The 18,167-nt window shown below is 65.7% G+C and carries 18 protein-coding genes; 7 read left to right on the forward strand and 11 right to left on the reverse strand.

Annotated elements, in window-relative coordinates; genetic code table 11:
- Positions 1 to 3 precede the first annotated feature (3 nt).
- On the reverse strand, positions 4 to 513 hold the full coding sequence (locus VLK31_RS31730; RefSeq protein WP_409172468.1) for a universal stress protein: 510 nt from the start codon (positions 511 to 513) through the stop codon (positions 4 to 6).
- Between the two features lie 105 nt (positions 514 to 618).
- Between VLK31_RS31730 and VLK31_RS31735 the strand changes: the two genes are divergently transcribed.
- Together VLK31_RS31735 and hmpA are read left to right on the forward strand one after the other, a co-directional pair.
- Positions 619 to 1,227 (forward strand): hemerythrin domain-containing protein, encoded by a 609-nt coding sequence (locus VLK31_RS31735; protein ID WP_409172469.1) that lies wholly within the window; start codon positions 619 to 621, stop codon positions 1,225 to 1,227.
- 165 nt (positions 1,228 to 1,392) lie between these two features.
- The gene (gene hmpA, locus VLK31_RS31740) at positions 1,393 to 2,580 is read left to right on the forward strand and encodes an NO-inducible flavohemoprotein (protein ID WP_409172470.1); all 1,188 of its coding nucleotides are present in this window, start codon (positions 1,393 to 1,395) and stop codon (positions 2,578 to 2,580) included.
- Between the two features lie 45 nt (positions 2,581 to 2,625).
- Here the strand turns inward: hmpA and norR are convergent, their stop codons facing one another.
- Positions 2,626 to 4,224, reverse strand: coding sequence for a nitric oxide reductase transcriptional regulator NorR (gene norR, locus VLK31_RS31745; RefSeq protein ID WP_409172471.1), 1,599 nt, complete (start codon positions 4,222 to 4,224; stop codon positions 2,626 to 2,628).
- Between the two features lie 173 nt (positions 4,225 to 4,397).
- Here norR and VLK31_RS31750 point away from each other — a divergent pair, with 173 nt between their 5' ends.
- Both VLK31_RS31750 and VLK31_RS31755 read left to right on the forward strand, forming a co-directional pair.
- A complete protein-coding gene (locus VLK31_RS31750; protein ID WP_409172472.1) occupies positions 4,398 to 5,306 on the forward strand; it encodes an amino acid ABC transporter substrate-binding protein in 909 nt (302 codons plus the stop codon).
- A 12-nt stretch (positions 5,307 to 5,318) separates the two neighbouring features.
- On the forward strand, positions 5,319 to 6,455 hold the full coding sequence (locus VLK31_RS31755) for a pyridoxal-phosphate dependent enzyme (protein ID WP_409172473.1): 1,137 nt from the start codon (positions 5,319 to 5,321) through the stop codon (positions 6,453 to 6,455).
- Positions 6,456 to 6,470: 15 nt separating this feature from the next.
- Here VLK31_RS31755 and VLK31_RS31760 read toward each other — a convergent pair whose 3' ends face one another.
- Both VLK31_RS31760 and VLK31_RS31765 read right to left on the reverse strand, forming a co-directional pair.
- Complete coding sequence (locus tag VLK31_RS31760) at positions 6,471 to 6,902, reverse strand: ester cyclase (protein WP_409172474.1); 432 nt, start codon at positions 6,900 to 6,902, stop codon at positions 6,471 to 6,473.
- Between the two features lie 73 nt (positions 6,903 to 6,975).
- Positions 6,976 to 8,433: an aldehyde dehydrogenase gene (locus VLK31_RS31765; protein WP_409172475.1), complete on the reverse strand. Its 1,458-nt coding sequence runs from the start codon at positions 8,431 to 8,433 to the stop codon at positions 6,976 to 6,978.
- A gap of 130 nt (positions 8,434 to 8,563) precedes the next feature.
- Here VLK31_RS31765 and VLK31_RS31770 point away from each other — a divergent pair, with 130 nt between their 5' ends.
- Positions 8,564 to 9,466: a LysR family transcriptional regulator gene (locus tag VLK31_RS31770; RefSeq protein WP_409172476.1), complete on the forward strand. Its 903-nt coding sequence runs from the start codon at positions 8,564 to 8,566 to the stop codon at positions 9,464 to 9,466.
- A 43-nt stretch (positions 9,467 to 9,509) separates the two neighbouring features.
- Here VLK31_RS31770 and VLK31_RS31775 read toward each other — a convergent pair whose 3' ends face one another.
- A complete protein-coding gene (locus VLK31_RS31775) occupies positions 9,510 to 10,385 on the reverse strand; it encodes a LysR family transcriptional regulator (protein WP_409172477.1) in 876 nt (291 codons plus the stop codon).
- 146 nt (positions 10,386 to 10,531) lie between these two features.
- Between VLK31_RS31775 and VLK31_RS31780 the strand changes: the two genes are divergently transcribed.
- Together VLK31_RS31780 and VLK31_RS31785 are read left to right on the forward strand one after the other, a co-directional pair.
- Positions 10,532 to 11,467, forward strand: a complete 936-nt coding sequence (locus tag VLK31_RS31780; RefSeq protein ID WP_409172478.1) for an NADP-dependent oxidoreductase — start codon at positions 10,532 to 10,534, stop codon at positions 11,465 to 11,467.
- Between the two features lie 76 nt (positions 11,468 to 11,543).
- Positions 11,544 to 12,470 (forward strand): NmrA/HSCARG family protein, encoded by a 927-nt coding sequence (locus VLK31_RS31785; protein WP_409172479.1) that lies wholly within the window; start codon positions 11,544 to 11,546, stop codon positions 12,468 to 12,470.
- Here the strand turns inward: VLK31_RS31785 and VLK31_RS31790 are convergent.
- From VLK31_RS31790 to VLK31_RS31815, 6 genes are all read right to left on the reverse strand, one after another.
- Positions 12,437 to 13,075, reverse strand: coding sequence for a VOC family protein (locus tag VLK31_RS31790; RefSeq protein WP_409172480.1), 639 nt, complete (start codon positions 13,073 to 13,075; stop codon positions 12,437 to 12,439). The two genes, VLK31_RS31785 and VLK31_RS31790, sit on opposite strands and share 34 nt — an antisense overlap.
- 101 nt (positions 13,076 to 13,176) lie before the next feature.
- A complete protein-coding gene (locus tag VLK31_RS31795; RefSeq protein WP_409172481.1) occupies positions 13,177 to 13,755 on the reverse strand; it encodes a dihydrofolate reductase family protein in 579 nt (192 codons plus the stop codon).
- A gap of 51 nt (positions 13,756 to 13,806) precedes the next feature.
- Complete coding sequence (locus VLK31_RS31800) at positions 13,807 to 14,097, reverse strand: DUF1330 domain-containing protein (RefSeq protein WP_409172482.1); 291 nt, start codon at positions 14,095 to 14,097, stop codon at positions 13,807 to 13,809.
- 73 nt (positions 14,098 to 14,170) lie between these two features.
- Positions 14,171 to 14,818: a hypothetical protein gene (locus VLK31_RS31805; protein WP_409172483.1), complete on the reverse strand. Its 648-nt coding sequence runs from the start codon at positions 14,816 to 14,818 to the stop codon at positions 14,171 to 14,173.
- A gap of 137 nt (positions 14,819 to 14,955) precedes the next feature.
- Positions 14,956 to 16,359, reverse strand: coding sequence for a hypothetical protein (locus VLK31_RS31810; protein WP_409172484.1), 1,404 nt, complete (start codon positions 16,357 to 16,359; stop codon positions 14,956 to 14,958).
- Positions 16,360 to 16,367: 8 nt separating this feature from the next.
- Complete coding sequence (locus VLK31_RS31815; RefSeq protein WP_409172485.1) at positions 16,368 to 18,089, reverse strand: molecular chaperone HscC; 1,722 nt, start codon at positions 18,087 to 18,089, stop codon at positions 16,368 to 16,370.
- Positions 18,090 to 18,167: the final 78 nt, after the last annotated feature.

The following is an 18,167-nucleotide window of genomic DNA, read 5'->3' on the forward strand; positions in this document are numbered from 1 at the left end:
TTTTTACTGGCTAGCGACTTCGCCGACCGGCAGCCTGAAGCCTTCCGACTCGGCCTTGGCCTGCACCTCTGGCGCGCGAATCAGCAGCACCGGCACCGGCGACATGCGCAGGATGTGTTCCGCGCTGCTGCCCATCACCCAGCGCCCGAGCCCGCGGCGGCCGTGCGTGCCGATGACGATCAGGTCGGCCTGCGAAGCCACCGCCTGCGCAATGACTTGGTCGTGCACGGCGCCCTTGACGTTGTCGCACAGCAGCACGTCGGCGCTGACGCCTTGGGCGGCGGCCTGTGCGCGGCCTTCCTGCAGCAGGGCCTTGGCCTTGGCGCGCAGCTCGTCTAGCCAGTTGCCGGCATAGCCCGCATAGGCGTCCATGCCGAGCGCGAACGACAGCTCGTCGATCACATGCACAAGCTGCAATCGGCCGCCGGTGAGCTTGGCCAGGCGGATGGCTTCGGCCAGGCCGCGGCCGGAGGTCGAACTGCCGTCGACGGGAACAAGAATTCGCTGGTACATGGCATGCCTTCGAGAGAGGAGTGGCAACCAGTATCGGCAGCGACGCGGCATGCGGCCTTGACATCGATCAAGTGCGCGCGGCCCGCGCCCCGCGATGCTTGCGGCATGCAAGCCAAACCCCTCACGACCCACGCCGCCGTGCGCATCATTCGGCAGGAGCATGCCGCGCTGGCCGCGATGCTGCGCTCCATCGTCATGCTGCTGGAACAGCACCGCCACAAGGCCACGATGCCCGACTTCGCGGTGCTGCGGGCCATGCTGTTCTACGTCGACGAGTTCCCGGAGCAGCGGCACCACCGCAAGGAAACCGAGTTGCTTTTTCCCAAGCTGCGCGCCAGGACGCCCCTGTCGCGCGAGCTGATCGACAAGCTCGACGGCGACCACGCCTGGGGCGAACGCCGCATCCGCCACGTGGAGCACGCGCTGCTGGCTTTCGAGATGCTCGGCGAGCCACGCCGCGAGGCCTTCGAGACGGCCATGGGGCAGTACGTCGATTTCTACCTGGCGCACATGACCCTGGAAGAGCGCGAGATTCTTCCGCTGGCCGAGCGCGTGCTGACCGAGGCCGACTGGCGCGAGCTGGACGAGGCCTTTGCGCAGAACCGCGACCCGATGACGGGGCATGTGCCCGACCTGGCCTACAGCGCGCTGTTCACGCGCATCGTCAACAGCGTGCCGGCGCCCATCGGGTTGGGGCCGGCGGTTGGGCGATGAAGACGTGATCTTGAAAAAGTCATTTCGACATTTAAATGTCAATAAGACTGGTAATTGTGCAATGTCGTTGTGACGGTGATCGCCGCCAAGTCATTGATTCGAATGGAATTGCCAAACGGCACGCCAGTTGCAAAGGAATGGTTCCACCAACGACCCAGAGGTTCCATGATCACCGCAGCCCAACGCGCCATCGTCTCGTCCACCGTGCCCTTGCTCGAACAGGGCGGTGAAGCCCTGACGACGCATTTCTACAAGATGCTGCTGGCCGAGCACCCCGAGGTGCGCCCCTTCTTCAACGAGGCGCACCAGGCCAAGGGCGACCAGCCGCGCGCGCTGGCCAATGGCGTGCTCATGTACGCGAAGAACATCGACCGCCTGGAGGCCATGGGCCCGCTGGCCACGCAAATCGTCAACAAGCACGTGGCGCTGCAGGTGATGCCCGAGCACTACCCCATCGTCGGCGGTTGCCTGCTGCGCGCCATTCGCGACGTGCTGGGCGCCGACGTGGCGACCGACGAGGTCATCGACGCCTGGGCCGCCGCTTACGGGCAGCTGGCCGACATCCTCATCGGCGCCGAGCGCCAGCTGTACGACACACAGGCCGCGGCGCCGGGCGGCTGGCGCGGCACGCGCGACTTCACCGTGGCGCGCAAGGTGGCGGAGAGCGCGGAAATTGCCTCGTTCCATTTCGCGCCGGCCGATGGCGGCGCGCTGATGCATTTCGCGCCCGGCCAGTACATCGGCCTGCTGCTGCAGGTGGGCGGCAAGGACATTCGGCGCAACTACTCGCTGTCGGCCGCGCCCAACGGCGCCACCTACCGCATCAGCGTGAAGCGCGAGCCGGGCGGGGCGGCGTCCAACCACCTGCATGACGATGTGCAGGTGGGCGACACGCTGCGGCTGCTGCCGCCTTCGGGCGAATTCGTGCTGGCAGACAGCGACCGGCCAGTGGTGCTCATCAGCGGCGGCGTCGGCATCACGCCCACGCTGGCGATGCTCGAGCAGGCGCTGGCCACCGAGCGCGAGGTGGTGTTCATTCACTGCGCGCGCAATGGCGACGTGCACGCGTTTCGCGAGCAGATCGAAGCGGCTGCCGCGCGCCACCCCACGTTGCAGCGCTTCTATTGCTACGACGAGGTGAGCGATGCCACTGCGCCCGCGCCGCACGCGGTCGGCCGGCTCGACCTCGACCGCCTGACCGCGTGGCTGCCGGCGCACACGCGCGACGTCGATGCCTACTTTCTCGGGCCCAAGCCATTCATGCAGCAGGTGCGCCGTGGGTTGCGTGCGTGGGGCGTGCCGGAGGCGCAGTCGCGCTTCGAGTTTTTCGGGCCGGCGTCGGCGCTGGAGTGAGTTCGGCGGCAGGCAACAGACCCCCGGGTTTCAGGCCCGCGTCGCTCAGCCCCGCGTGATGCCCAGCCGCTTGGCCATGCGCGCGAGGTTGGCCGGGTCGATCTGCAGGGCGCGCGCGGCGGCGGCCCATTGGTTGTGCTGCTGCGCGAGCGCCTGCAGCACCATGCGGCGCTCCAGGTCTGCCACGGCGTCGCGCAGGCCGAGGCCCTGGGGGACCTGGGTGTTGACCTGGGCGTTGACCTGGGAAGTGTCGGTGGCCGTATCGGCGGAGTTTGCCGTGGCGCCCGCCGCGGCGACACCCAACCCCAGATCGTCCGCACCCAGCGTCAGAATGCGCGGCCGTTGCGCATGCCGCCCCAGTGCCTTCACCATGCTGCGGCCCAGCAGGTGCTCCAGCTCGCGCACATTGCCGGGCCAGTCGTAGGCCAGCAGCGCGGCCTGCGCAGAGGCATCGAGCCGCACCGCGCCCAGCCCCATGCGCGAACGCGCTTCTTCCAGAAAGAAACCGCCGATGGGCAGCACATCGCGCCCCCGCTCGCGCAGCGGCGGCACCAGCACCGGGTACACGCTCAGGCGGTGGTAGAAGTCGGCGCGCAGCCGGCCCGCACGCACCTCTTCGGCCAGGTTGCGGTTGCTGGCCGCGATGACGCGCACATCGACGCGGTGCTCCCGGTCGGAGCCCAGCCGCTGCAGATGGCCGCCCTGCAGCACGCGCAGCAGCTTGGCCTGCACCTGCAGCGGCAGCTCGGCCACTTCGTCCAGAAACAGCGTGCCGCCGTCGGCCAGCTCGAACTTGCCGCGCCGGTCGCCCACCGCGCCGGTGAAGGCGCCGCGCACATGGCCGAAAAGCTCGCTCTCGACCAGGTTGTCGGGCAGCGCCGCGCAGTTGATGCTGATCAGCGCGCGCTTCGAGCGCGCGGAGGCCGCGTGCAGCGCCTGCGCCACCAGCTCCTTGCCGGTGCCGGTCTCGCCCTGAATGAGCACGCACAGGTCGGTGGGACCGGCCAGCGCAATCTCTTTCATCAGCCGCTTGTGCGCGGCACTGTGGCCGACCAACTGGCGCGGGCCACGGTTGCTGTGACCCGCAGCCTGCGCGTAGCTGTCGGCGCGCAGGCGTTCGTCTTCCGCGCGCGCCGCCAGCCCGTGCATGCGCGTGGCCAGCGCGACCGTGGCGGCGGCCAGGCTGGCAAAGGCCTGCAGCACGTCGAGCGCCACGCGGGAGAAGCGGCCCACGTCCAGTGCATCGAGCGTCAGCAGGCCCCAGGGCCGGCCGTCGACCTGCAGCGCGCAGCCCATGCAGTCGTGCACCGGCAGGTGGCCCTGCACGCCGTCCACCAGGCCGTCGAAGGGGTCGGGCAGGCCGCAGTCGGCCGCAAAACGCACGGGGCCCGGCGCGGCCAGCAGTTGCATGAAGCGCGGATGCTCCGCCACGCGAAAACGCCGCCCCAGCGTGTCGCCGCTCAGGCCGTTGACGGCCAGCGGCACCAGCCAGTCGCCGTCGAGCCGCAGCATGGCGGTGGCGTCGCAAGGCAGCAGCACGCGCAGCGTTTCAAGCAGGCGCCGATGGCGCTCGGCCTCGGGCAGGTCTTGCGCCAAGTCGGCCATCAGGGGGAGCAGGGCGGTAAGCAGGCTGGGAGGTGTCATGGGGACGGTCATTTTGACTGCATCCCTTGTGCATCACCAGGCTGGCGGCCGCTGGACGCGGAACGCCGCGGACTGGAAATTTCCACACAATTTGTCTAGAATTGGATATATTATCCATTCTCCGACGAAGAGTGCAGGTCGACGAGTTTCACCATCCATCGAGAAGGACCACCATGATCACAAGATCGATATTCGGCGCAGGGGCGTTGGCATTTGCATTGCTGACTGCCTCTGCCGCGCATGCCGACACGCTGCAAAAAATTGCGGACACCCGAACGATCGTCATGGGCGTGCGCGATTCCGGCGCGCCACTTTCATATTCGCTGGGCGACGGGCGTTACAGCGGTTATCACGTCGAGCTGTGCGAACGCATCGTCGCCGGGCTGCAGCGCGAATTGAAATTGCCGCAGCTCGCAATCAAATACCAGGTCGTGAGTTCTTCCAACCGTATTCCGCTTGTGCAGAACGGAGGGGTCGATATGGAATGCGGCACGACCTCGAACAATACGGCGCGGCTTGGCGAAGTCGCTTTTGCGCTGACCACATTCGTGACTGAAGTGCGCATGGCGGTGAATGCCAAGTCCGGCATTACATCGGTTGCGCAACTCGACGGAAAAAACGTGACGGTCACTACAGGGTCTACCGCGGTCAAGACATTGCGGCTTCATAAAAAAGCCGCCTCAATCAATTTTCAGGAGGTTTACGGCAAGGACACGGGCGACAGCTTTCTGCTGCTGGAAACAGGCCGCGCCGACGCCATGGTGGACGACGACAACATTCTTGCCGGCAATATCGCAGCCGCAAAGAACCCTGCTGATTTCAGAATTGTTGGCGAAACATTGGCCGTGGAACCCATTGCCATCATGATCCGCAAGAACGACGCCGCTTTCAAGAAAGTTGTAGACCAGCAAATAGAAGCGCTGATGAAAAGCGGGGAACTTGGAAAGATCTATGAAAAATGGTTTATTTCGCCAATTCCTCCGCGCAACGTTTCTCTGAACCTGCCCATGAGCGCCACCTTGCGCAAACTCGTGGCCGCACCCAATGATTTACCGGCAGAGGCTTATCTGCCCAAGCAATAAAGAAGATTTGCCATGAACACGACCGTCCCGCGCTATATCGACCCGACCACGGAATCCACTTACGACTTGTCAGAACGCCGCTGGCGCTCCGACGATGGCAATCCCATGCTGATCACGGATTTGCCCGGCATTGGCAGGGACGATATTGTTTCGTCTGCTCGCTCCATCTGGCGATACCAAGCGGCATTGCCGGTGCGAATTGAAAACCCGATTTCCCTGGGCGAAGGATGCACGCCGCTCGTTCAACGGCGCTGGGGCAGCGTGGAGCCGTATTTCAAATTGGAGTGGTTCAACCCTACCAGCAGTTTCAAGGACCGGGGCGCATCGGTGATGGTCTCGTTCCTGAAGCAGAGCGGCATTCAGTCACTGCTGGAAGACAGCTCCGGAAACGGCGGCGCAGCCATTGCCGCCTACGGCGCCGCGGCCGAATTGGCTGTGAAAATTCTCGCGCCAAGCTATACGCCCGCACCCAAGGTCGCGCAGATCAGGGCTTTTGGCGCGAACGTGCAATTGGTGGACGGCCCGCGTGAAGAATCTGAAAACGAGGCAATTCGGCAATCGTCGTCCATCTTTTACGCGAGCCACAATTGGCATCCATTCTTTTTGCAAGGCACCAAATCGCTCGCCTATGAATTGTGGGAAGACCTTGGTTTTGTGGCGCCGGACAATATCGTGATACCGGCCGGTGCCGGCAGCAATGTGCTTGGTTGCTATATCGGCTTCAAGGAATTGCTCGCTGCGCAGCAAATCAAGAAAATGCCGCGCCTGCTCATCGCCCAGCCTTTGAATTGCTCCCCCATCGATGCCAGCTTCTGCGCAGGCATTGACGGGCCGGTTGCGCGGGCTGTCAGCGCCACCATTGCGGAAGGCACGGCCATCAAACGCCCCATCCGTCTGCGTGAAATATTGAAGGCGCTGCGGGAAACCAATGGACTGACGGTCGCAATCACGGAAGAACAGATTGCGGCTGCGGTTCGGCGTTTGGCTTCGAACGGGCTTTATGCCGAGCCCACCGCCGCAACCGCGGCGGCGGCCATCGATCTGCTTTCGGAACGCGGTGTGATAAAGCCCACGGAGGCCACCGTGGTGCTGCTGACAGGAACCGGGCTGAAGTCGACGCAATTCATGACAGATCTTTTTGCCGCTTAGCCAAGGGCGCCGTATTCAGGCGCCTGGCAATGTTTTGATGCCGAGCTGCAAAAACAGATGAAGAATGTCTTCGACATAAGTGGCCTCGGCAATTTGCGCGCCTTCAAAGCGAAAAAGCACGGTGCCGCTCCATAGCGCATGTTTGCCGGTGGCGGGCATGCCCATGAATTCCCCGGTGTGGATGCCACTGTTGGTGAAGAGCACAAAAACTTCATCGCCTTGGGGAATTATTCGGCTGATTGCCAAATGTATTCCGGTGAAGGCGCCCGGGCCATTGGCGGCTAAAAATGCCTTGTACGCATCGAGCCCGATGTAGTCCCCCAGGGATCCACCGTGGAACACGTAGCCGGGTGTCAATAGCTCGTCGATGAGGGCTGAATTTCCGCCATTGACGACTTCATCAAAAAAGCGTCGAGCGATTGCGGTATGGGTTTCGGAATTATTCATGATTTGGTTTTATTTCGGGTTTATAGGGAATTTTTTATTCCCGGACTAAACCGGGAATTGATTCAAAGCGCTTTCAAATCGCAATGGATTTGTGCTGCACGTATTCGCCCAACCCTTCCGCGCCAAACTCGCGGCCCATGCCGCTTTGCTTGTAGCCACCGAAGGGCGCCCGAAAATCCGGCGCGGCGGCGTTCACCTCGAAGGTGCCGGTGCGAATGCGGCGGGCCACCGCCAGGCCACGTGCCGGGTCGCGGGTCCAGACCTGGCCGCCCAGCCCGTAGTCGGAGTCGTTGGCGATGCGAATGGCGTCTTCCACGCCGTCATAGGGAATGACGCACAGCACGGGCCCGAAGATTTCTTCGCGCGCAATGCGCATCGCGTTGTTCACGTTGCTGAAGATCGTGGGCCGCACGTAGTTGCCTCGGTTCAGGGCTTCCTGGCCATCCAGGCCTTCAGGGACGCCAGGGCCGCCCATCGCCAGGGTCGCGCCTTCGGCGATGCCCAGCTCGATGTAGCCGGCCACGCGCGCCTGCTGCGCCTTGGAGACCAGCGGGCCGATGACGGTTTGCGGGCTCGACGGGTCGCCCACCTTCAGTTGCGAAGCCACGGCCACCAGCGCGGCCACGATCTCGTCGTGGCGCTCGAAGGGCACCAGCAGCCGCGTCTTGGCCACGCACGATTCCCCGTTGTTGGCAAAGGCGGCCAGCACCATGTTCATGGCGAAGGCCGGCACGTCGGCGTCGTCCAGCACGATGCCGGCAGACTTGCCGCCCAGCTCCAGGCTGAAGCGCTTGAGCTGGCCGCCGGCAATGGCGGCAATGCGCCGGCCCGCGGCGGTGGAGCCGGTGAAGGCCACCTTGTCCACGCCGGGGTGGCTGACCAGGTATTCGCTGACGGTCTTGTCGGCGGCCACGATGCTCAGCACGCCGGGCGGCAGGCCGGCCTGGGTGAACAGTTCGCCCAGAAACTGGCCGTCCAGCGCGGTTTCTTCCGCCAGCTTCAGGATCACCGTGCAGCCGGCCAGCAGCGCCGGAAACAGCTTGGCCAGCGCGGACTGGTGCGGCGCATTCCACGGAATGACGGCCGCGACCACGCCCACGGGTTCGCGACGCCACACGGTCTGCCCGAAACCCTGGCCGGGCATGCGGGCCTCCCACGGGTAGTTGTCGGCCGCCTGCAGGTAGGCCTCGCTCTGCGCTTCGATGCCGCCGTGCAGCAGGCGGGTGAACCACAGCGGCGAGCCGTTTTCGCGCGAGACCAGCTGCGCAAACGCCTCGGCCTGCTCGGCATGCAGTCGGCTGAAACGCGCGAGCACCGCGCGGCGCTCGGCCGGCGCCATGGTGGGCCAGGCACCGTCGCCGCCGTTGAAGGCGGTGCGCGCCGCGGCCACGGCCGCGTCGATGTCGGCGGTGCTGGCGGCGCGCGTGCGCCCGACGAGGCTGCCGTCATGCGGGGAGTGCAGCGCGAGCATTGGGCCGCCAAGCGAATCGGTGCGCCGGCCGCCGATGAAGAGTTGTTCGAAGACGTTCATTTGTCAGTTCCTTTGCCCGTGAAACAGGCGTTGTGTGGGGGTGGAACGGACTCTAGGATTCGGCGATTGATTCGACTAGCCAGATAATTTCGCACGGCTTGGTTAGCCATGCAAAACAATTGGAGCCCGCATGAAGCGCAACGGTCTGTCTGAACTCGATGGCGTGGTGGCCGTGGCCGCGCACCGCAGCTTTCGCAAGGCGGCGGCGGAACTGGGTGTGTCGCCCTCGGCGCTGAGCCAGTCGGTGGCGGGGCTCGAAGAGCAGATGGGCGTGCGCCTGTTCCACCGCACCACGCGCAGCGTGGCCCTCACCCAGGCCGGCGAAGACTTTCTGGAGCGGGTGCGGCCCGCGCTGCGGCAACTGGCCGCGGCCATGGACGCGACCAATGCCTTTCGCGAAAAACCCGTCGGCACGCTGCGCATCAACACCTCGGAGGGGGCGGCGCGCCTGGTGCTGGTGCCCATCGTCGGGGAGTTTCTGCGGCGCTGCCCGGACATGGCGGTGGAACTGGTGACCGACGGGCGCCTGGTCGACATCGTCAAGGCCGGCTTCGACGCCGGCATTCGCTTCACCGAGAACGTGCCGCAAGACATGATTGCCGTGCCCTGCAGCCCGCCGTTGCGCCATGCCGTGGTGGCGTCGCCGGCGTACTTCGAGGGCCGGGAGCGGCCCACCCACCCGGACGGGCTGGCCGCGCACAACTGCATTCGCGCGCGGCTTGCCGCCGGTGCCATCTACCGCTGGGAGTTCGAAAGAAACGGTGAGGTCTTCGAGGTGGACGTGCCCGGCACGCTCACGCTGGACAACCAGACGCTGATCGTGCGTGCCGCCGTCAACGGCATGGGCATCGGCTACGTGGCCGACTGGGCAGTGGCCGACCACCTGGCCTCAGGCCAGCTGGTGCGCGTGCTGGAAGACTGGACGCCGCCATCGCCCGGCCTGAGCCTGTACTACTCGGGCCACCGGCATGTGCCGGCCGGGCTTCGGGTGTTCGTCGATCTGGTGCGGGAGCTGACGGCGGTTGTGCGTTGAGGTTTGGCGAAGGGGGTTCGGCGCAGGGGCCCGGCGCAAACTTCTAGCCGTTCAGCACGAGCGACCCCTGCGGATACCGCTCGCACATGAAATCGACAAACGCCCGAACCTTGGGCGCGGGAAGCCGCCGCGACGTGTGCAGCACCCAGAGCGCGACCTCCACGCCCGAGACCATGCCCCACTGAACCAGCTCTCCGCGCGTCAGTTGGGCCCACGCAATGGACTGCGGCATCAGCGCGGTGCCGGCGCCTGCGACCGCGGCGTCGCGAATCATCAGGAATGAGGAAAGTCGCAGCCTCGGCATCGGCTCCAGCACCAGGCGGCCGTTGTCGAGCGTCCAGTTCGTGGGCTCGAAACTCGTGGACACGATGGCTGGAACGGGGCTGACCTTGCCCGCGCTCGGCATGGGCACGGAGGGCGCAGCCACCACCACCATGCGGTCCTTGGCAAAGCACCGGCCCACCAGGCTGCTGTCGGGGCTTGGATTGATGCGGATCGCGGCGTCGAACTGTTCCTCGACCAGATCGACCAGCCGATCGTCGGCCACCACCTCGCAAGACACGTCGGGGTAAGCCGCGCAGAACTCGGCGCCGATGCGGCCCATCGCCAACTGGGAGAACAGCACCGGCGAAGCCACCCGCAAGCGCCCGCGCGGCACGGACAAGCCCTCGCGCGCGGAAGTCATGGCGTCGGCCACCTCGTGCATGGGCGCTTCGGTGCGGTCCATCAGCATCTGGCCGGCCTCGGTGAGCTTGAGCCCGCGCGCGCTGCGCTCGATGAGCCGCACGCCGAGTTGCTCTTCCAGCTCCGCGATGCGCCGGGACAGGGTCGCTTTCGATCGCCCGCTCGCGCGGCTTGCCTTGCCAAGGCCTCCGTTCGCCGCGACCAGCGCGAAGTCGGTCAATGCATTCAGGTCCATGTGTTGAGGTCCATGTGTTCAGGTCCATCCGTTGCGCTGCAGTGTTCCAATTTTGAAACGAGGTGTCTTCATTTTTGCATCTTCGTTTTACCGATGCAACGGCCTAACCTTCTCTTCATCGCAACTTGAACATGAGGAAATTTGAAATGACCACCACCCAACGTGCAGTCCTGATCCGGGCTTATGGCGGTGCCGCCGCCGCCGAGGTCGCCGAGATCGCCCGGCCCGCAGCCGGACAGGGCCAGGTTCTGGTAAGGGTTCGGGCCGCCGGCGTGAACGGCATCGACTGGAAGGTTCGTGACGGCCTTGTTCAGCAGGCTTTTCCGCTTCAACTGCCCGCCGTGCTGGGCATCGAACTCGCGGGCGTCGTCGATGCGGTCGGGCCGGGCAGCTCGCGCTTTCAGGTGGGCGACCGTGTCATGGGGCCGCTCGGCGGGCTGGGCGCCTATGCCGAGTTCGTGGCGGTCGACGAGGCAAACCTGGTACGCACGCCGCACGGCCTGAGCGACACGCAGGCGGCCAGCGTGCCCGTGGCCGCCGTGGCGGGCTGGCACAGCTTGCACCTTGCCGGACCTGTCTTTGCAGGCCAGCGAATCCTGATTCACGGCGCAGCGGGAGGCCTGGGCGGCTATGCCGTGCAGTACGCCAAGAGGGCAGGCGCCGAGGTATTTGCAACCGCAGCCACCGCGCACGTCGACCACGTTCGCAGCCTGGGCGCGGACCACGTCATCGACTACCGCACCCAGCGCTTCGAATCGGTCGTGCAGGGCATCGACCTGGTGCTCGACTACGTCGGCGGTGAAGTGCTCGATCGCTCATGGCAGGTGCTGGCGAAAGACGGCGCAATCGTCGGCACGTCGTCGCCCGACATTCTTGCGCGCACGCCGAGCGGCCGTCGCGGCCTGTGGTTCGTGAACCAGCTGGACACCCTCCTTCTGGAGCGGCTGGCGGCGGAAATCGCCCAAGGCACGCTGATCTCGACGCTCGGTGAAGTGGTGGGCTTCAGCGACATCCCCGCAGCCATCGAACGCAACCGCACAGGCCCTCGCATGGGCAAGGCCGTTGCGGACTTTTCGCGCTGATCGCTTCTTGTCTCTCTGAGCCTTCCGACCCCTCAAACCCCGCCAATCCGTTCCCCCTCAACCCCTGGAGATTTTCATGAGCATTCTTGTCACCGGTGCCACCGGCACCATCGGTTCCCTCGTCGTTCAAGGCCTGGCCTCTGCCGGCGCGCAAGTCAGCGCGTTGGTTCGCACACCCGCAAAGCACAGCTTTCCGGCCGGCGTGAAGGAGGTCGTGGGCGACCTGACCGACGTGCCGTCTCTGCGCTCGGCGCTCGCGTCGGTGCGCACGCTGTTTCTGCTGAACGCCGTCACGCCCGACGAAGTGACGCAGGCCCTCGTCGCGCTGAACCTGGCGCGCGAGGCAGGCATCGAGCGCATCGTCTACCTGTCGGTCATCCATGCGGACAAGTTCACCGATGTGCCGCACTTCACCGGCAAGCACACAGTCGAGCGCATGATCGAGAGCCTCGACATGCCGGCGACCATGCTGCGGCCGGCCTACTTCATGCAGAACGAGCGCATGGTCCAACAGGTGATTCAGGGCCACGGCGTGTACCCGATGCCGATCGGCTCGGCGGGCGTCGCGATGATCGATGCGCGCGACATTGCGGACGCCGCCGTCGCGGAACTGCTGCGCCGCGACCGCGCGCCCACGCCTTCACCGCGCAAGACCCTGGAGCTGGTCGGGCCCGAGCTGTTGACCGGCGAATCGATTGCCGCAATCTGGAGCGCCGCGCTCGGCCGCGAAGTGACTTACGGCGGAGACGACGTGGCGGCCTTCGAAGCACAGATGGCCACATCGGCACCGTCCTGGCTCGCCTACGACATGCGCCTGATGATGGCCGGCATTCAGAAGCACGGCATGCACGGTGCGAAAGGCGCGGTGGAACACCTGCAGGCCATGCTGGGCCGGCCGCTGCGTACGTACGGCGGCTTTGTCAAAGAGGCGCTTGCCGACTCCCGCCTGCATCGTGAGCTGCAGGTCGGTCAAGTGAGTACCCTGACTCCCGCAGGCGTTTGAATCGTGGCGGTGTACCTGAACACCTCAGCTTGAACCACGGCAGGCGAGCCAACAATGTTCAGGGCCCGGTACAGGCCTTCTGTTTTCATGGCATCGGGGTGTTCGATGGCGAACGAGAGCAGCGAGCAGCCCCTTTGCGCTTCTGGCGGCAGAGACGGCCTTTGGCCTTGGCGGTCGATCAACGAAGGTGCCACGCCGTCCAGCGGCAGTGCCCCGTCCATGGGGACCGAGAAAAAGTAGCTCGACGTGCCGCCCTGGAACTGTCTTCGCTCGCCATAGCTCGATGCGTGCTCGGCCATGTGACGCTCAAAGTGATCCGTGCTCGCCACCCAGCCGCGCAGGCGCTTGCCTGCATCCCACGCTTTGCGAACACCCGCGCGATCGTCGAGACCGAACCACCTGGGGCCAGCGATGCGCGGTGCGTCTTCATCGATGGCAATCACCTCGAGGTATATGCCGTCACCCAAGCACAACAGATGATTGTGCGTACCCATGTGGGCGTGCTTGCGGCCGAACGCGATGTCCACGCCGAGGCAGGATCGAATGTGTGCAACACCCTCTTCCAAGGAAGGGGCGATGACCGTCAGATGGTCGAGTTTCGGCATGTTGTCCAGGAGATGAGGCCTTGACCAGCGTGCGAGGACATCGGCCGGTTGTTGTCGAACGGGGGCAGGGCGCTCGCGCCTCGCTTCGAGCTTGCCGCTGACTAAGCGGCCTTCAAAGCCCCAGCGAACTTGTAGGCGCTGACGACGACACCCGACCGCAAGGCCTTCGTGCTGACAAGCTCGAACGCGCGTGCCGGCGTGCCCTGTGCGAAGAGGCGCTTCCCGGTGCCCAACAGCACCGGATAGACCACCAAGGTCACTTCATCCGCAAGCCCGTGCTCGAACAACGCCGACGTCAGCGTGGAGCTGCCCCACAGCACCAGGTCCGGCCCGGCCTGCGACTTGATGCGGGTGACACCGTCGACCATGTCCGGCCCCATGCCTTGGAACGGACCCCACGCCAGACTTTCAGGGCGGTGGGTCACCACATGCTTGGTGGCCGCATTCAGTGCGTCCGCCATCGGGCTGCTCGGCGCCTTGGGCCAGAAGCCCGACCACATGTCGTAGGTGCGCCGCCCCAGCAGCAGATCGAAGCGCGCGCCCTGCGCCGCGAACACCTCGTTCCGGCCCTCGGGCGTGCGATAGGGCGCGGTCCAGTCGGCGTAGGGGAAGCCGTCTTCGCCGGAGGTTTGCACCACGCCGTCCAGCGAGACGTGCGCCATGACTTTGAGTTTTCTCATGCGGGTCTCCGGGTCGGGGGGTCGGGCGCTTGGCGGTTCTGTGGACGCGGCTCAGACGCCTTCGATGATCCGCAGATCGCGTTCGGCACCGTCGCCCAGGGCATCCAGCGCGGCCTGGTAGTCGGGGCTGTCGTGCACGGCCTTGGCTTGTTCGACGCTGTCGAACTCGATCAGCACCGTGCGTTGGGCCAGGCCGAACTCGTACGTCTGCGCCGGCAGCCCGCGCGCCAGAAAGCGACCGCCGCCCGCAGTGATGGCGGGGCCGGCCAGCTTGGCGTAGGCCGCGAGTTTGTCGGCGTCGTTGACGGCACGGTATGCACTGACCCAGTAGGCTTTTGCCATGGTGATTTCCTTCAGGTTGGGGAAACGAACAAAGACACGGATTGTGGAGCGGTCGGCGTGCGGTGTCTGCGGCCTACAGTTCGAGCCGCTCCCAGCGCCTGTAGGCCCACTCGTATTTGCCGCAGGCATAGGACAACAGCGTGTCTGCGGCCACCTGGGCGCTGACGGGCTCGGCGCTGCTGTAGTGCGTGCCGGTGTTGACCAACTGGTGCTCCAGATGAAAGCCCTTGTGGTCGACGAACACCTGCATGTAAGTGCCGCCGCGCAGTTCGATGATGGCGAATGCGGATGTGTTTTCTTGCAGAAACGGCATGCAGCGGCGAATGTTGGCTTCGTTCGCCGGCTCCGCGATGCCGAAATCGGGGCACTGCAGCATGGGCGTTTGGTACTCCGCGCCAATGTCGAACAAAAGGTATTCCTGCGCGTCGGGTTCGGCGCCTTTGTAGATGGCGATGAAGAAGCAATCGGCGATGCCGAGCGGCACATGCACCAGCAGCGCGTCGTGCGCCTTGGAGAAGCGGGCGAAGACCTGCGCCGGCTCGGGCGCAGCCCAGGCCTTCAATTTCAGAGGATCACGCAGGCTGTGCGCCAGCGCGATGGCACTGCGCTTGACGGCATCGCTCGCGGCGTGATCTTCGGTGCCTCCCTGTAGCAGGTCGAGGTACTCGTGAAGCTGAATGAGCCGCGCATTGGGCGGCTTCGGTTTGCGGGAAAAAAACATGCGGATGCAGTCCTCGTCAGTTCGGATTTTCTGTTTCAAGGCGCGCTCGCGCCGTTGGGTACTTCGTCTCCCTTCTCCGAAAGCCGCAGCGAGCGATGAATGGACGAATGGCATGTCGTATTTTTCTCTGAAGCCGTCTACGAGCTTCCCGCCTTGGGCGGCAGGCAGCGCGGCAAATTCTCTGGCCGGCCCGCGCCCAACGCCGCGGCACGCTCGGCGCGCAGGCAGGTCATGAGCGTGTCGGCCTTGCGCGACCACAGGCCCTTGTCCTGGCAGCGCATGGCGCGGGTGGCCAGCAGCGCGACCGCATCGCTGTCGTCGATCTCCAGCCAGTTGGACTCGTGCACAAATTCCTCGGCGCTCTCGCAGCTGTCGCGCGTCACGGCGCCGGTGAACTCATAGGCCAGCACCGGCTCGGGCGCGGCGGCAGGCGCCTCCACGCCGGGCTTGCCGGGCTTGCCGGTGGCCGCGGCCACTGCCGGCGGTGCATGGTTGGCGAGCATGCGGTTCATCACGCCCGACAGCACGGCAGTGACCAGCAGCAGCACGAAGAAGGCGCCGACCAGCGTGCTGACGGTCTTTTTGCGCGTGCCGAAGTAGCGCTCCTTTCGCTCGACCTGCCGCGCCCACTGCGGCGCGAGCTTTGCGTTGACCGCTTGCCAAGCCGGCAGATGGGCGTGGCCTTGCGTGCCGAGGTGCAGCGCGAACCAGTCGGGAAAGTCACCGGCCATGTCGGCAAGAACCTCTGCAAAGCGGCGCGTTTGTTCGGCGTCGGGCGAGGCCACCTTCGCGACCGTGTCGAGCGCCTTGAGCTGCAAATCGATGGTCGAAGACTTCTGCGCCTGCCACTGCAGGCTCTGGTTGATCACGCGCGAGATCCAGTGCGCGGCGTCGGTGCTCGCGAAGGGGCGGGCATTGCGATCGGTCCAGTGGAAGCGGGCGGCTGCGGTGTCGAACAGCACGGCGCGGCCGGTGGGGTCGGTGTGCAGCAGATCGGCAATGCGGGCCTCCAGCTGTGCGTGGCTGTCGAGGTGCAGCAGCCGCGCGTCGGCCAGGGCCGCTTCGAGCACGGCCGCGACGCTTGCGGGCGGTGCGTTGCGCAGCTGGTCGGTCCAATGGCGCAGCGCCTGGCGAGCTTCGTCGGGGGCTGGCGTGACGGGCGCGGGAACGACAGGCGGCGCTGCGGTGGGCTCGGTGGGTGGCGGGGGCGCATCCATGCGACGAGGATCGGGCTGCGGCGCAGCGGGCAGGGCGATGTCGGGCGCGCGTTGGTCGCCGTGATCGACCTCCTGCTCACTGTCCTCGTCTTCGTCCTCATCGTCCTTATCGCCCTCGTCACCTTCAGCGTCCGCATCTTCCGCATCGTCCACACGCGTGGCCCAGGCCAGCGCCTGCTCATAGGCCTGGCGCAGCCGCTCGAAAGTTTCGCGCTCCGTGGCCTGATCGATGGCCTTCAGCGCCACGGCGTAGGCGCGCTTGATGGTCTTGAGGTCGCGGGTCGGCGCGATGCCGAGCCGCTCGAAGGCAGCGCTCAACAACATGCCGGCGCTCAAAACACGAAGTCCGGGTCGAAGTGGCTGTCGCGCTCGAAGAAGCCCACGGCCTTGCGCAGCCGCTCGCGCGCCGGGCGAATCTGCCGTTCTTCCTGCGACTCGAGCATGAGTTCGAAGCGCGAAATTTCGTCGCCCAGCCGTTCGCGTGCGTCGCCGCGCAGCTGCTGGAACACGCGCTCGGCCTGCGCCACCAGCGCGCGGTTCTCGGCCTTGTCGCGCGGGTGGATCTTGAGCTCGGCCAGCTGCTGCAGGCGCGCGGCGATCTCCATGTCGCTCAGCACGCCGCTGTTGCCCTGTATCACCAGCCGGTGCACTTCATGCGTGGCCACCACGGTCGCCTCCACTTCCAGCAGGCCGTTGACGTCGTAGGTGAAGCGCACCTCCACGCTGGCCTGGTCGCGCGGGCCGCCGGGCAGCGGCACTTCGAGCGTGCCCAGCTTGATGTTGTCGCGCACCAGCCGTGCCTCGCCCTGAAAGATTTCCAGGCTCAGCATGCGCTGGCCGTCGCGCACCGGCACGTAGCTTTTCACGCGGCTGGCCGGCACGACGGTGTTGCGCTCGATGATGGGCGAGAAATAGCCGTCCACCTCGCCGCCGCCGGGCATGCGGTGCACGGTTTCCACGCCCAGCGTGTACGGGCACACGTCGGTCATCACCACTTCCTTGAGCGCCTGGTCGCGCGCCTTCAGGCCGGCCATGACGGCGGCGCCGAGCGCCACCACTTCGTCGGGGTTGATGTCCATCGCGGGAAAGCGACCGAACATGCGCGTGACCATCTGCCGCACGATGGGCGAGCGGGTGGCGCCGCCGGCCAGCACCACGTTGTCGATGTCGCCCGCGCGAATGCTCGCATCGCGCAGCGCGCGCTCCACCGGCGCACGCAGCCGCGCCAGCAGCGGCTCGCTGATGGCGCGAAAGCGCTCCTGCGTGAGCGCGAGCGTGTGTTCGCGGTCTTGCCAGTGCAGCGTGAGGGTGGCGCTTTCGCTGTCCGACAGTGCGCGCTTGGCCAGCTCTGCGCGTGCCACCAGTTGCTGCATGAAGCTGCCGTTTTCTCGGGCGGATTCGGGCAGGCCGGTCTCGGCGAAGAAGAGCTGCACGATCTCGTTGACGAAGTCTTCGCCGCCCAGAAAGTTGTCGCCCGCCGTGGCGCGCACTTCCATCACGCCCTCGAACATTTCGAGGATCGACACGTCGAAGGTGCCGCCGCCCAGGTCGAACACCAGAAACTGGGTGGCGTCTTCGTCCTGGTGCAGGCCGTAGGCCAATGCAGCGGCGGTGGGCTCGTTGACCAGCCGTTCGACCTGCAAGCCGGCGAGCTGGCCTGCGATGCGCGTGGCCTTGCGCTGGCTGTCGGAGAAGTAGGCGGGCACGGTGATGACGGCTTCGGTGACCGGCTCGCCGAGCATGGCTTCGGCGTCGGCCTTGAGAGAGCGCAGCACCAGCGACGACAGTTCTTCCGCGCGAAAGCTGCGCGTGCCCAGCGCAAAGGTTTTGTCGCTGCCCATGTAGCGTTTGAACAGCGAGGCGGTCAGCTGCGGGTGCGTTTGCAGCCGGTCGCGTGCGGCCTGGCCGACCAGCACGCTGCCGTCTGTGTCGAGGCTGACGCACGAGGGCGTGAGGTAGGCGCCCAGCGCGTTCACCACCAGGTGGGGGCGGCCGTCTTTCCAGATGGCGGCCAGGCTGTGCGTGGTGCCAAGGTCGATACCGATGATCGTCAAGGGAGCTCCTCCTTTGCGCTTCGTTTTGGCGCGAGGCCGTCATGATGCCGCATGCGCGTGGCTGTTCCTTTGTGCCGC

The organism is Variovorax sp. H27-G14, from assembly GCF_046156345.1.
Classification (GTDB): Bacteria; Pseudomonadota; Gammaproteobacteria; order Burkholderiales; family Burkholderiaceae_C; genus Variovorax.